The sequence below is a fragment of the Streptococcus parasanguinis genome, from assembly GCF_032163505.1.
GTDB lineage: Bacteria > Bacillota > Bacilli > Lactobacillales > Streptococcaceae > Streptococcus > Streptococcus parasanguinis_V.
The window spans coordinates 1,252,915-1,266,389 of sequence record NZ_CP134147.1; the positions used below are offsets into that span (position 1 = coordinate 1,252,915).

Sequence of the window (13,475 nt, forward strand, 5' to 3'; positions counted from 1 at the left end):
CACTCCCATTATACTATGTAAGCGTTTTAAGATCAAACAGATATTCATCTGATCCACAAAAAAACCGAGGCATCAGCCTCGGTTATCGATCCTTATTTAACGTGTTTCTTAAGATCTTCTTGTGCTTTTTTATTTGACTCTGCTTGTTCTTTTTGCCATTTTTCAAGGGCTTTGTTGTAATCAGCACTTGTCACAGCTTTGTCTTGGAGTTTCATTCCTTTGTAGATCACGTGGTCTTTTCCTTTACCACCAGTCCATGCAAATGGAGCTGAGAATGGTTCGATACGTGTCAAGAATGGACGTCCAGTTGATGAAGAAGTTGGCATAACAAGGGCGCTATCAGTCAACCAAGCTTGCGCAGCCGCATATTTTTCATAGCGTTTGTTGACGTCTTGTGTTTCTGCACCAGCATCTTTGATCATCTTTTCAAAGTCGTACAGACCAACTTTTTTAGCTGCTTCATTGTTTTCACTTGGGTCAAATCCAAGGAAAGTCTTAGTATTTTCACCAGATGAAGCTTTCAAGATATCCATGTAAGTTGATGGGTCTTGGTAGTCAGGGCTCCATCCAACATTATCAGAGAGATCCCAGTCTTCGCCAGCCGCATTTGGTGCAAAGAGGGTCACATTTTGAAGGTCTTCTTTCGAAAGCATTTGGATATCGATGACGACATTTTCTTTACCAAGCGCTTCTTCAACTGATTGTTTGAAAGATTGCACCCGTTGAACTCTTGATGGAGTGGTTTGGTCCACAGGCATATCGATGTGAATTGGGAATTTCACACCATCTGCTTCCAAGGCAGTCTTCGCTTTTGCAAACTCTTCCTTCGCTTTCTTCGCATCGAAGAGACCGTTTTGACCATCATCTAGTTTAGTAGATTTCCACTCATCTCCATAGGTATCCAATTGTGTTTTCACCATTTCACCAAAGGTCTTACCATTAGCTTGGACAAATGTTGGTGGAATGTAGAGGTTACGGATGATCTTGCTTGCTCCGTCTTTTCCGTTCAATTGAGCAGCATAAACTTCACGGTTGAAGGCAAAGCTGATCGCTTGACGGAAGTCCTTGTTCAAGAGGGCTTTCTTAGTAGATTGTTTTTCTTCATCGGTCTTTTTAGCTGTGTGTTTGTAAGATTGACGGTCTATGTTGGTACCAATGACATAAGAAGCAGCATCTTGAGGAGTGTAGGTGATTTCATCTTTAAATTCTTTGGCTTGCTCTGAGTAACCAGATCCAGTTGGGAAGAGTTTTGCCAAGCTAAGAGCATTTTCACCGAATGATTTCGCCAGTTTACTTTGGTCTTGTCCATCGTAGAATTCCAATTTTACATCTGAGACGTAGACCTTGTCTTTATCCCAGTAGTTTTCATTCTTGGTCATTTCGATAGAAGATTTTGAAGTAAAGCTCTTCAAGATGTAAGGACCATTGTAAAGAAGGGAGCTGGTGTCACTTGCTTGAGCGAATTTATCCCCTTTTGATTTCACGAATTTTTCGTTGACAGGGAAAGTGATCCCAAGAGTCAATTTAGAGTTCCAGTAAGATTCTGGTTGGTTCAAAGTGATTTGAAGGGTATGATCATCAACTGCTTTTACTCCTACAGCTGAGAAATCTTTATTTTTACCACTGACGTAGTCATTCAAGCCTTTGATAGAATCTTGGATGATGTAGAGCATTTCTGATTTGTTATCAGCCGCATATTTGATCCCTGTGACGAAATCTTTAGCTGTTACATCCGCATACTCTTCGCCTTCTGAATCATACCATTTAGCATCGTCACGAAGTTTATAAGTATAAGTCAAGCCATCTTGCGAAACTGTCCAATCTTTTGCAAGAGATGGAATCAAGTTACCGTATTTGTCATTTTCAAACAAGCCATCAATCAAGTTTCCTGTGATATCGTGGGTTGCTGCTTTACCAGATGTGATATAGTTCAAGTTTTCAGGCTCCGTCTCATAGACATATGAGAATTTTTGGCCGTTGCTTGAGCTAGATGATTTAGAACCACCAGAACAAGCCGCTAGGATACCTGCTGAAAGGAGAGCAACTCCCGCAAGTGCAATGACATTTCTTTTTTTCATGTAAAACTCCTTAAGAAATTTTAAGTTTATTTTAAGATTATACCACAAAGATTTTCAGAAGAAAAGAATTTTCAGAAAATTTTAGTTTATAAAAAAACTACTCCGGAGAGTAGTTATCAATTTAACTTTAAGACTTATTTGAGACTTTCCTTAGGTGAGTACGGACGTTAGGTGAAATTATCCAGTGGATGATTTCAGCAATCCAGGAAGTTCCATGACTTATCCAAGATACAAAGGGTGTCTGCGGATAAAGTCAAAATAGGAAGTTTGACGAAGAATCTTTCGATTCTAGGAGAACTTATCTTTTTGACACAATCCGCAACCCGTGTTCAATTAGTTTTGAACCTAAAGTTTCAAAACTCCCGAGTGCTTGAAATGATTCTATTTCAAGCACTTTTCTCACAGCAGAAAGTCTCAGTTTTGATTTGAAAAACTATAAGGACTAGATATTTTATAAAAAAATTTCTTATGTTATTTTCTAAGAAAAAACATTGTTTTCTTTCTAAAAATAGTTCACAAAAGTAGATCCAATTTTTAATCTACTAAGTCGCTCTTGAGGTAGGCATCGACCATGCGCTCTGTTGCGACTACAGAATCCAAGTGGGTCCGCTCATATGAGTGGCTAGATTCGATTCCTGCCCCGAGAAGAGCGTGTTTGACTTCTGCTCCTGCGCTCATAGCTGCAGAGGCATCTGATCCATAGAAAGGATAGATATCCAACTTACAAGGGATTTCTTGGGCTTTTGCCAAGGCTACCAAATGCTGACGGAATTCGTAATGATATGGTCCAGAAGCGTCTTTGACACAGATGGATACCGTGTATTCATCCGTCGCTTGATCATCTCCCATAGCTCCCATGTCCACTGCCAAGTATTCGACTACTTCAGCTGGAATACTAGAATTAGCACCATGCCCCACTTCTTCAAAGACTGAAAAGGCAAAGGTGGTCGTTACTGGCAATTGGATCTGTTCTTCCTTGTACACGCGCAAAAGATTCAAGAGAATCGCCGCACTCACCTTGTCATCTAAGTGACGAGATTTGATAAAGCCGGTATCTGTCACAATGGTCCGGGGATCAAAGCTGACAAAATCACCCACTTCAATGCCAAGGGCACGGGTTTCTTTTTCATTGGTTACTTTTTCATCCAGACGGACTTCCATATTGTCCTGGGTCCGCTCGACAGTCCCTGCATCCTTGTAGACATGGCAAGAAGTCTGATGGACCAAAATCGTCCCAGAATGGGTCTTTCCGGTATTGGCTACATGGACCGTACAATTTTCCCCTTCAATCATATTCCATGGAAAACCACCGATACGGTCCAACTTGAGACGGCCATCTGGTTTCACCGCGCGGACAATAGCCCCCAAGGTATCCACATGGGCTGTGACATAGCGTTGTTTGTCTGTGATCACACCAGGCACGGTTACATTCACGCCGCCCTTAGCAGTCCGAGTTACTTCGTACCCAAAGCCTTCAATGGTTTTGACCAAGTAGTCCGCGATCTCACATGTATAACCGGTCGGGGAAGGAATGGCTGTCAATTCCTGTAAATAAGTCACTGTCTGATTCATAATGCCTCCAAATGTGTTTTTCTTTATTCTAGCATGAAATAGGTGGAATAGCTAGAGGAGAGAGGGTTATAGGGTGAGGTTTTTCAACTCTTCCCGCACTTGCATTAAGAGAAGGCCTAGCTTGTTCTTCCCAGAGCCATCTCCCCCATCAGCCCAGTAAGCGTCGTTCTGCGTATGTTCAATGATGATGGCGTCTCCTGTCGAGAGCAATTCTTTTGCGATTTCTGGATGTTGGCTAAATTTCATTCGCAGAGCCTGGAGCATCACTTTATCTTTGATCTCTTCCCAATCTGATCTCAAGGGATTTTGACAATTGCGTCCCTCCAAAGCAGCATCCATTGGAGATGCTATCTGACGAATTTTCTCTTGAATTTCAGGCACTAAAAACTTTTGTGCTTAAAAATAATGCTCTGATGTTGGCCAGATTCTGCTACCGTCTGAAAAAGGGTAGGGAGCAAAATTGGACATAAAACCATACTCATCATGTACTTTATAAAATTTAATTTCTTTCACCTTTATCCTCGATTCCAAAATCTCCCAATGATTTTTGATTTTCTTTTAATAACTGTGTCACATAATCAGGCTCTACCTTGAGGAATAGTTTCAAGGTATCATGAATTCGCCAATAATTTTCTTCAGGTTTGTCCATAATAGTTGAAAGGAAGTGTTTGAGGTAGGGGATGTATTCAGAAAAGCCATTATCTTCAACTAGATAGTAAAAATATGAAAGATCATAATAACCTTTTTCCGCCTGCTCTATAATTTTGCAGACATAAGGGAATATGTCTTGCCTTGCTGTATCGCCATCACCTCTATCTGACTGATTGGCCCAATAGCTAGTAAGAGCATCTAATATAATTCGATTTGTATCATCATAACTATATAGCCGATGAGGAATATAGCCTTCCAATTTCCCTTCAACAAACATCTGAGTCAGAATATTAAAGCCTTCCTTTATTCCCCAAATAGTCAACAATCGAGAGGATTTATAGCGCAAAAAATCATCATCACTATCTAATAAAGAAGTCAATTTTTCAATTGTTTCTTCCGGAATATCTTCCAAGTCTACTTCTTCGAGTAGATCTGTATAATCCACATCGTTTGGAACTGTGTAAAATAAATCTTCTAATTCTTTATTGTTCATCGCTTTTCCATTATTTGGGGAATTACTTCAACGTCAATCCTCTATCATTAGCGGAAAAATATCGTCCCCTCTGTACATTTTATCTTCCATTTCTTTCCACTCAATCACTAGTTTATACAGTTCATCAGTTGAAATAAAACATGGCGCACCTAATATTTCTTCCTCAAATTGGAAGTAAACTTCTGTTATTTCTTTTCCAATTTCGATTCCCAACATATTACCATCAAAAGCATACTCTTCCATCTTCCCAGTAATTACACTCTCCAAAGCTTCTCGAACATGCAGATAAAAATTATGAACCTCAGAATTTAAAAAGTCTGACAGCGTTTGAAATTTTTGATCTATAAATTTCAAAACTAACAATATATCATTTTCTTCATTTCCAAAAACCACAACTGAATATATTCTCTTCATTAATCTTACCTCTAAATTCATTTTATTCCCTTGGAAATGCTGAGATAATTTTTCCATCAGATTCTCTTATATACATTCCAATCTTTAATCCATTACTACTTTTTCCAATGTACTTATTGCCCTGAGCTAAAACTTTATTAGAATATGCCTCATTAATGGTATTGGAATTCTGTCAATATTTTGGACACATTTTCGGAGCGATTCATTTAGTCCACTTAAAGTAAAAACAGGAATTTGTCTACAACTAATAGTATATAAACAAATTCCTTACAAGTTATTTCAATGGTGACACATAATCATCTGGAAGTTAGCCTTCAGATTCAATCCACTGTTTCTCAGCAATTGGAATTAATCTTTCAAGTTCTTCATGAGTAAATAACTCTCTAGTTTCAGGTAAATCAATTAATGATGTGGGACTCTCTTCTATGAATCGTTTCTCACTAGCTTTCTTTTCTTCTTCTGTCGGTGGCCAACAATCGTTCTGCGCTTTAAAATCAATTTCATGTGCCGACCTCTTGCCTAATAAGTATTCGTTAAAATCAGAAGGATTAATTTCAAAGATACGACGAACTGAAGCTACTCCAAACTCTCCAAAAGTGTAGTATTTTCCTTCATGTGTTCGAAAATCATATCCCTTCGGTGACTCAATCTTATCAAAGGCATCAAATTCTTCCCATGTTATTTTAGTTAAACTCGTTCTAGTCGCCTCCTAATTTTCTAATTGTAAATTCTCCCCACGGAACTTCATCAATGATTGCTTCTGGCATATTTCCTGGGAAGGTTTGTCCTCCTGGTTTCCAAAAATCTTCAAAAGCAGATGCTTCATTTCCGCTTGGAATTCTTGTATGAGATTGATGAAATGCTTCTAATTTTAAAATTTGATGCATTTACTATGATTCCAAGTTTTCTATTTGATTTAAAAGCTCCCATAATCTATTATTGTAGGCTTCAATTTCTTCATTAATTTTTAGTCGTTCCAAATAATCATTCTTCCAAACAAAAAAGTCTGATAGACCTCCTCTTGGAGGATAAAGGATATCTTTAATTTCTCTTATTGTAGGGAGTGAGTCACCATTTTCCAATGCACATTCTAATCCTTGTAGAAATGAAATTTGTACATGAATTGTCCCATCATTGTATTGATTTAATAGTGGTAATATTAATTTGATATTATCTAATAATTCTTTTCGTTTCATTTCTTTCCTCACTAATTTAATGGTTTTGAGCTAATAACCTCTACACCTTCTATTTTCCACGGAGTTTCAATAAAAATTTGTTCATATTCCAAACCACCTTGATAGATGCCTCCTTGACTCGCAACAGGTCCTCTGTATATTGTTGTGCCAGCTGGTATTTTTATTTCGTAAACTGTATTTAAAGGAGAGCTGCCAGTGTAGTTTCCTGAACGATCTGTCCAAATTGGTTTTACTGCCGTATTTATTCTAACTTCTATCTCAGAATGTGGGGCTGATTCTGTAAACCATTGCCCTAGCGGATTGCTTTGGTCGCCAGTTCGGTATAATATTTTAGGAGACTTCAAAACTTCAACATCATACCGTCCCCCATAAAAATTAACATTAGGCTGACCTCTTAAATCATTTAGTGGACCAGGATTTGTATATGAATTATATTCATAAGTTTGCAAATCGGGATATTTAGATCGAATATTATTTACTACTGGTCCCTCAACATCTAAATTCTTAGGTGCAGGCTGAGGCTTGACTACCGGCTGAAGCCTCGTGGTTGAAAAGTCTTTAAACCCTGAACTCTCCCTCGCAAGCCTGCTTTCTTCTATATTTCGTAAAATATGTTCACGCTCATAAGGTCTCGTGGTTTCTGTTATAGTTTTACCATTGATATCTACCTTATGGTTCACCTCAGGAATTACTGGTTTCCTATTGAAGACAGGAATCTTCCCTTTTACCTTACTATATACATCCAAGAACGTTGTATAGGGTTTATTGTAGTACTGATTATATCCAACATAAGTGGTTACCTTAAGGTAGCTCCTTAAAACTTTGTCCTATTTTTAATTTTCTACTATGTAAACTTGAAAACTCTTGACCTTACTGCCAACAACATGCTTTTCAACATCGCATTCCCACCAAGGAAGAATATCTTCTTCCAAAATTTCTAAAAATAAGTCTTTAGATGATAAGTCATCTTTTAAGAAGCTATCATAATTTTCAAGAATAAAGTTGTATTCTTCAGCTTTTATCCATGATAAGTCTGTCAGCCAATCTGTAATAGATGACCAATTATTGGCATCAGGAAGTCCGACATTTTTTTCAAGAAAACGAAATAGTTCTTCTTTGTTTTGGATCTGCTTCCCATCAAAATTTGCTACAAAGCCACTGAAAGGCAATCGATCTTGCATTTCAAGTTTCGTAATGTAATGAATTCTATTTTTCAGGATTTCAAACCTCTATTCTATTTTTTTAAAATGTTTTATAATGGTCTTCTGTTTTGAGTAAAATCTATTTTTGAATATCGATTTGAAAAAATAGGTTGATTCAAACTAAACTTGCTGGTTGCTGAGGAGGCCACATAACCTCCTACGATGTTCCCGATAAAGTTTGCGGTTTGAACATCTTCTTCGCTTCCACCTAGGAGTTTGGTCCCATGATAGACAACCTGACCACCTGTATAGAGATTTATTTCTCTTAGAATACAATATAATTATACAAAGTCTAATTGAATAGTTTGATTGCTCTCCATTTTTTTAGCTGTATTAATAATATTTTCTATTTCTCTTTGAGTTATCGGAAGATTCTCATGAGGAGGCTCCCATTGTGTCATACTATCTTTATAAACAACAAATTTTTTATTGATCAGCAATTCTCCTTGTGCTTTTAAGAGGAAACCATTCTCTAAATCAAAAGTAATTGTTGATCTTGTTCCTGTAATTTTCATTTCTACCTCTCGAATATAATTTTTTCTACCCCTGTTTTAGGATCTATTGTTGTAACCTTAGTAACATTTGGATTGGCCTTCAATCTTGGTAGTTCGATGTTTTCCCAAATATTTCCTGGTCGTAGTTCGCTACCAACTACAGCTCTTATTTCACCAGATACTTGCTCTGCGTAAACATTCGAAGCTTCCTCCCAAGCTGTTACACTTGAAGGAGTATTAAAATCCCATTCAGGCATTACAATGTTCGTATCATCAATCGTAGATTCTAATGTAACTCCTCCTTTATTTTTTGCTATTTTTTTCGCAACATCCATTCCTCCAATGCCATCTGTTCGTCCTGACCAGAAAAAAGCCGTATCTGGATCAGTTTTCAATCTACCTCTTATTAACTCAACATCAAAGTCAGTTTGAGTAAAATCTATTTTTGAATATCTATTTGAAAAAACAGGAATTACTGGTTTCCTATTGAAGACAGGAATCTTCCCTTTTACCTTACTATATACATCCAAGAACGTTGTATAGGGTTTATTGTAGTACTGATTATATCCAACATAAGATGTATACAAGGTAATTGCTAGTTGGAGGCTATCAGTAAAACCTCTCACCTTCTTGATATTTTTTGCACGATTGATTTCTTCCTGTGTAGCAGGTTTACCTGTAAAAGGATCAATACCTTCTTCAATTATATAATAATCATATTTAGTTTGAAAAGCAGGATCTCGCCAACTGAGCATTTTTTGACTATCTAAAAAGAAATAACGGTCTAGTAGGTAATGATAATTAGCTCGCTCTGTTTCAGATTTAAATAGTTGTGCATATGGATTCACATGAGCCATGGAGATCAATGTTTTAAGTTCAGGGTAGGCCTCTTCTAACGCTTCTTGATCCATTGCATCGATACGTTTCTTAAATTTGGAGTCCACCTTGGCTAATTCTGAAGGTGATAACCCTAAATGATCATCCTTAACTTCATTATATCTCTTCCATAACAATTTGAGATCATTCATATCCCACTTGGAGAGAACCACATCACCCTGCCCCATAGTCGTAAATCTTTTATAGGCTTGAATCACCCCTCCATACTCTTCCTCCAGTTCTGCATGTGACATTTTTGAGAGTTTGTCTTCTAACGTTTCAACCTTCGGATTCTTCACTTTGTTTAGGATTGCTTGATGTTTTTGCCATCCTAAAGAGATTGTTTGCTTCCATGATAGATCAGCTCCATTACTTGGGGGCAAGTAGGTTCCACTGGCAGCATCTCCTGTCGCTAGCAGTTCTTTTGTTTAAATTAACACGCCTACAGAATCATCCTAATATCAAATTTTTTTGAGAAATACATGGACAAACCTCTTCTAAATTAATAAACTGACTTCATCATATGCTATAATTTAGTTATATTTTACAAAAATGAAAGTTTCTAACTAATGCCCCTATTTGCTCATTAATGTAACTGGGCTGTTATGTCATTATCAGTTTTATGTTATAGCTTTATCAAGGAGTTTCGTCTATGTTTCAATACCTTAAGCCTTTGCGCTGGTATCTTTTCTTTAATTTTCTCTTTAGTGGCCTGTCCAATATTTGTACGGCTCTTCTTCCATACTTTACACAAGAGTTAATTCGTGGCCACTATCAAATAGCTTTGTCAGGTTATTGCATCGCAGTTATAGGTTACCTGACTTGCAACTACATCCAAATGCGACTTGACTGGAAACAGGCCATTCTCTTTTCGACAAATCTAAAGAACGATTGGTTTCAATCTCTTTTAGGACTTGCCCACCATGATTTCAAGCAGAAAACAGTCGCAGAATACATTTCTTATCAATCTAATGATCTTGACTCACTGGAAAAAGATTATCTACCTCCACTGATGAGTTTTTTTAAGCAGATTCTACGAATTTTGATTTATACCATCATTATTACCAGAACGATCAATCCTATAGTGGCACTGATCCTACTGATTTCAACAGCCATCAGTATTCAAATTCCAAAGATCGTTGGTCAATTGACTGCGAAGCGTAGACAAACCTATCTTGAAAAGCAAGGTGATTATTATCGGACCTTGGAGGATCTATTCCGAGGACATCACCTAGTTAACAAACTTACTCTACCTCATTTTATAGAGCAACAAAGAAGTTCTCTCAAAAACTTGCAGGATAAGTATCTTGGGTATGGTTTGACTAAAATTACAGGTATTCTCTTGACGGGTATTTCTTTTGAATTCATTAGCCTTATTCTCTTTTCCTATCTAGCTTACTCTCTATATCATCATCAAATTGGTATCCCTGAGGTGGTTGCAAGTTTTGGTTATATTACAGCCTTCTCAGAACCAATTCAAGAAATCCTTTACGATCTGCAAATGTTGGAGTCGGTAAAACCTGTAATTAAAAGCTTTCAAACTATTGTTAAGCATCCATCTTCAATTCAGTCACCACAGCCTTCCTTTGAAACGATCACATTGAAGAATCTTTCTAAACAACTTGGGGAATCAACATTGAAGATTTCTTTTGCCACCATTCACAAAGGAGATAAGATTGCCCTCATAGGAGAGAACGGATCAGGTAAGAGTAGCCTGCTCAATATTTTAAATGGTACGGATGAGGATTTCCAAGGCGAGATCTTGCTGAATGATCTTCCTCTAAATCAGCTTTGGGGAAGATTTGGCCTGATCTTGCAACAAGAGCATAGCTTCATCTCTAGTTATGAAAATAATGTTACGCTATTCAATACTTTCCCCGCAGAGTTTAAGGATGCGGAATTCGAAGCAACACCTCCTCAATCCCTGTCAGGTGGTCAACAACAACGTATGTACCTCAATCGAGAAAAAAACCGCCAGAGTCCATTAGTTATTATGGATGAACCTTTTTCAGCCTTGGATGCTCATCAGTTCGAGGCAGAATTGAAAAAAGTACTAGACTTACCGTGTGCTGTCATCATTACTTTACACCGACAGAATGAAGCACTGAAGAACTTTGACCAGGTCTGGGAAATTAGATCTGGAGAACTAATCATTCAAAAAAATGAGTAGACTTGCTTTCTCACGAAGATTTGTTTTACCATGATCAATACATCATCAGGCACAGATAGATTGAGGTCATCTTAACCTCAAAAAGAGAGTGGGACAGAAATCGGTAATTCGTTAGAAATCGATTTCGTCGTCCTACCTCCGCACAGTTGAGTAGGGCTGTAAAAGCTGATGAAATCAGCGTAGTAGAGCCCACTCAACCACTGCGTCTTGCTCGACAATCCAAAAACAATTGAGAGGCTAGGACTTTTGTCCCAGCCTCTTTTTTATATTTAATTGTATTTCTTCCAACCCCTTCTATTACATCTTTAATTTCAAAAGGGATGAATCGTTTGATCAGTGCATAAGTAAACTGGATTGATCTTCTCAATACTTCCTACTCGTCAGTGGACTTCTTAACTGTAATCACTCAACTAAAGATTTTATTCATACAAATGCAAATCATGATTTGCACTCTCTAAAAAGATATCACTCATTTAAATACTCTTTTCCTTAAATCCTATTCTACAAAATATGCCCATGAATTCATACTAAAACAAAAAGAGAGCAGCAAACTGAGCTGCTCTCCATTTTGTTTATTTTTCTACCATTCCGCCTTTGATAAGACTGTCTTTCGTTACTGAATAACTAACTGTTTTGTCATCTAGGGGATTAAATCCTGGGACGATTTCTTTTAATTTATTAAAATCGATTTTTGTGTAATCAATGGTATTGCGGATATAAAAGATTCCGTCTTTGTATTCTGATGTTAGTTCAAATCCATGTCCCATCAGATCTTTGAATTTTTCTTGGCTCTTAGCGACGGCTTCTTTCATGGTTTCAAGAGGGTTCTCACCAGGCACTTTTGAGACGTCGTAATCATCAACTTTTTCTTGTAATAACAAGGTATCTCCCTTGTAATACAATGTAATAGTTGACTTACCTGCTTCATCACTCGTTTCGAGAACGGTTTTTTGTGCACCTGCTAGTGCATCTTCTTTTTTGCTTTCATCAGTTGATGACTCTTTTGTCTTCTCTTTAGCGGATGATTTGCTTGTTGCTTTACTAGTTGCTTTAGTAGACGATGGACTAGTAGATTTTGTAGTCTCTTTTTGTGCGCAACCAGCTAAAAGAAGACCCGCTGTCAAGAAGACGGCTAACATTTTTGTGGTTTTATTCATTTTGAATACCTCACTTTTTATGATGGTTAAGGAAATGACTGACGTTTGAAACGAGTCATTTAGCAAGATCAACTGTCGTTTTAAATGTTATTAGAAAAGTCTCAAAAATGATGTCCGCAGTCCCTCCTTATCGATCATTGTAGCCATCTGGGTGGCTGGAATGCCAAGCCCAGGCTGTTTGGATGATGGTTTCGATATTGTCAAATTTGGGTTGCCAGCCGAGGATGGCACGCGCCTTCTCAGAGGATGCGATCAGGGTATCTGGATCTCCTGGTCTGCGATCGGCCAGCTCAAGTGGGATCGGATGACCCGTCACCTTGCGGGCCGCTTCAACGATTTGAAGATTAGAGAATCCTGTCGATGAGCCCAGATTAAAGGCGGTAGAAGGGTTGCCATTACGCAGATACTCCACTGCTAAAAGATGGGCATCTGCCAAGTCAAATGGATGGACGTAGTCCCGAACATTGGTCCCATCTGGTGTCTTGTAGTCATCTCCAAAAATAGAGATCTTCTCGCGTTTGCCTTGGGCTACTTGTAAGACGATCGGCAAGAGATGGGTCTCTGGTCCATGGTCTTCTCCGATGGATCCATCTGGCTTAGCACCCGCAACATTAAAGTAACGAAGGGGCACGTACTTGATCCCGTAGGCTTGATCGGCCCAGCGCATAATGGTTTCCATCATGAGCTTGCTTTCGCCATAAGGATTGATTGGTTTTTGTGGAGTGGTTTCAAGAATCGGAATTTCTTCTGGAATGCCGTAGGTGGCAGCAGTTGAAGAAAAGACGATGTAGTGCACTCCACATTCATGCATGACTTCCAAGAGCTTGACCATGCCAGCTGTATTGTTATCAAAATATTTCAATGGATCGGCCATGGATTCAGCGACCAGTGAGTAGGCAGCAAAGTGGATGACCGCATCGATATCTGCATGTTCCTTAAAAACAGTGCGCATAAAGTCTTGATCCGCCAGGTCTCCTTGGTAAAAGACGGCATCTGGATGCACCGCTGCACGGTGGCCTGTGACCAGGCTATCGACCACGACGACTTTTTCCTGTCCTTCATTGACCAAACGGTCCACCATGTGGGAACCGATATAGCCAGCTCCTCCGAGTACGAGTATTGCCATTTGTTTTCCTTTCGCTTCTTGTCTTCTCTCTTATTGTACCAAATTT

Annotated in this window: 14 protein-coding genes and 1 pseudogene; 1 reads left to right on the plus strand and 14 read right to left on the minus strand. The window is 38.4% G+C overall.

What is annotated here, in order from left to right:
• Positions 1-92: 92 nt before the first annotated feature.
• The 12 genes and pseudogenes from RIN70_RS06435 to RIN70_RS06490 form a co-directional block, all read right to left on the minus strand.
• Positions 93-2,078 (minus strand): peptide ABC transporter substrate-binding protein, encoded by a 1,986-nt coding sequence (locus RIN70_RS06435; protein ID WP_313790457.1) that lies wholly within the window; start codon positions 2,076-2,078, stop codon positions 93-95.
• Positions 2,079-2,612: 534 nt separating this feature from the next.
• On the minus strand, positions 2,613-3,650 hold the full coding sequence (locus RIN70_RS06440) for a M42 family metallopeptidase (protein ID WP_049518378.1): 1,038 nt from the start codon (positions 3,648-3,650) through the stop codon (positions 2,613-2,615).
• 66 nt (positions 3,651-3,716) lie between these two features.
• Positions 3,717-4,031, minus strand: coding sequence for a riboflavin biosynthesis intermediates N-glycosidase (locus tag RIN70_RS06445; protein ID WP_239683211.1), 315 nt, complete (start codon positions 4,029-4,031; stop codon positions 3,717-3,719).
• A gap of 118 nt (positions 4,032-4,149) precedes the next feature.
• Positions 4,150-4,794, minus strand: coding sequence for a hypothetical protein (locus RIN70_RS06450; protein WP_049518377.1), 645 nt, complete (start codon positions 4,792-4,794; stop codon positions 4,150-4,152).
• A 33-nt stretch (positions 4,795-4,827) separates the two neighbouring features.
• Positions 4,828-5,265 (minus strand): hypothetical protein, encoded by a 438-nt coding sequence (locus tag RIN70_RS06455; protein ID WP_239665668.1) that lies wholly within the window; start codon positions 5,263-5,265, stop codon positions 4,828-4,830.
• Between the two features lie 250 nt (positions 5,266-5,515).
• On the minus strand, positions 5,516-5,890 hold the full coding sequence (locus RIN70_RS06460; protein ID WP_080983027.1) for a hypothetical protein: 375 nt from the start codon (positions 5,888-5,890) through the stop codon (positions 5,516-5,518).
• Between the two features lie 16 nt (positions 5,891-5,906).
• Positions 5,907-6,095 carry a hypothetical protein gene (locus tag RIN70_RS06465; RefSeq protein ID WP_049472572.1) on the minus strand — a complete coding sequence of 63 codons (189 nt, stop codon included), beginning with the start codon at positions 6,093-6,095 and terminating at the stop codon, positions 5,907-5,909.
• A gap of 3 nt (positions 6,096-6,098) precedes the next feature.
• Positions 6,099-6,404 carry a hypothetical protein gene (locus RIN70_RS06470; RefSeq protein ID WP_003007809.1) on the minus strand — a complete coding sequence of 102 codons (306 nt, stop codon included), beginning with the start codon at positions 6,402-6,404 and terminating at the stop codon, positions 6,099-6,101.
• Positions 6,405-6,415: 11 nt separating this feature from the next.
• On the minus strand, positions 6,416-7,150 hold the full coding sequence (locus RIN70_RS06475; protein WP_313790458.1) for a hypothetical protein: 735 nt from the start codon (positions 7,148-7,150) through the stop codon (positions 6,416-6,418).
• 87 nt (positions 7,151-7,237) lie between these two features.
• A complete protein-coding gene (locus RIN70_RS06480) occupies positions 7,238-7,585 on the minus strand; it encodes a barstar family protein (protein WP_003007812.1) in 348 nt (115 codons plus the stop codon).
• A 302-nt stretch (positions 7,586-7,887) separates the two neighbouring features.
• On the minus strand, positions 7,888-8,121 hold the full coding sequence (locus tag RIN70_RS06485) for an Imm74 family immunity protein (RefSeq protein ID WP_003007814.1): 234 nt from the start codon (positions 8,119-8,121) through the stop codon (positions 7,888-7,890).
• 2 nt (positions 8,122-8,123) lie between these two features.
• Positions 8,124-9,380 (minus strand): annotated as a pseudogene (locus RIN70_RS06490) (hypothetical protein); the annotation flags it as partial.
• A gap of 248 nt (positions 9,381-9,628) precedes the next feature.
• Here RIN70_RS06490 and RIN70_RS06495 point away from each other — a divergent pair.
• On the plus strand, positions 9,629-11,146 hold the full coding sequence (locus RIN70_RS06495; RefSeq protein ID WP_049518022.1) for an ATP-binding cassette domain-containing protein: 1,518 nt from the start codon (positions 9,629-9,631) through the stop codon (positions 11,144-11,146).
• Positions 11,147-11,718: 572 nt separating this feature from the next.
• Here RIN70_RS06495 and RIN70_RS06500 read toward each other — a convergent pair.
• Positions 11,719-12,303 carry a DUF1307 domain-containing protein gene (locus RIN70_RS06500; protein WP_045759595.1) on the minus strand — a complete coding sequence of 195 codons (585 nt, stop codon included), beginning with the start codon at positions 12,301-12,303 and terminating at the stop codon, positions 11,719-11,721.
• A gap of 127 nt (positions 12,304-12,430) precedes the next feature.
• Positions 12,431-13,429, minus strand: coding sequence for a UDP-glucose 4-epimerase GalE (galE, locus tag RIN70_RS06505; protein WP_049517998.1), 999 nt, complete (start codon positions 13,427-13,429; stop codon positions 12,431-12,433).
• Positions 13,430-13,475: the final 46 nt, after the last annotated feature.

What these genes read in the sequence shown, in the direction of transcription:
- RIN70_RS06500 (WP_045759595.1), bottom strand. Translation starts at nt 12,303, where the DNA reads ATGAATAAAACCACAAAAATGTTAGCCGTCTTCTTGACAGCGGGTCTT.
- RIN70_RS06495 (WP_049518022.1), top strand. Translation starts at nt 9,629, where the DNA reads ATGTTTCAATACCTTAAGCCTTTGCGCTGGTATCTTTTCTTTAATTTT.
- RIN70_RS06440 (WP_049518378.1), bottom strand. Translation starts at nt 3,650, where the DNA reads ATGAATCAGACAGTGACTTATTTACAGGAATTGACAGCCATTCCTTCC.
- RIN70_RS06450 (WP_049518377.1), bottom strand. Translation starts at nt 4,794, where the DNA reads ATGAACAATAAAGAATTAGAAGATTTATTTTACACAGTTCCAAACGAT.
- RIN70_RS06455 (WP_239665668.1), bottom strand. Translation starts at nt 5,265, where the DNA reads ATGGAAAAATTATCTCAGCATTTCCAAGGGAATAAAATGAATTTAGAG.
- galE (WP_049517998.1), bottom strand. Translation starts at nt 13,429, where the DNA reads ATGGCAATACTCGTACTCGGAGGAGCTGGCTATATCGGTTCCCACATG.
- RIN70_RS06435 (WP_313790457.1), bottom strand. Translation starts at nt 2,078, where the DNA reads ATGAAAAAAAGAAATGTCATTGCACTTGCGGGAGTTGCTCTCCTTTCA.
- RIN70_RS06465 (WP_049472572.1), bottom strand. Translation starts at nt 6,095, where the DNA reads ATGCATCAAATTTTAAAATTAGAAGCATTTCATCAATCTCATACAAGA.
- RIN70_RS06485 (WP_003007814.1), bottom strand. Translation starts at nt 8,121, where the DNA reads ATGAAAATTACAGGAACAAGATCAACAATTACTTTTGATTTAGAGAAT.
- RIN70_RS06480 (WP_003007812.1), bottom strand. Translation starts at nt 7,585, where the DNA reads ATGCAAGATCGATTGCCTTTCAGTGGCTTTGTAGCAAATTTTGATGGG.
- RIN70_RS06470 (WP_003007809.1), bottom strand. Translation starts at nt 6,404, where the DNA reads ATGAAACGAAAAGAATTATTAGATAATATCAAATTAATATTACCACTA.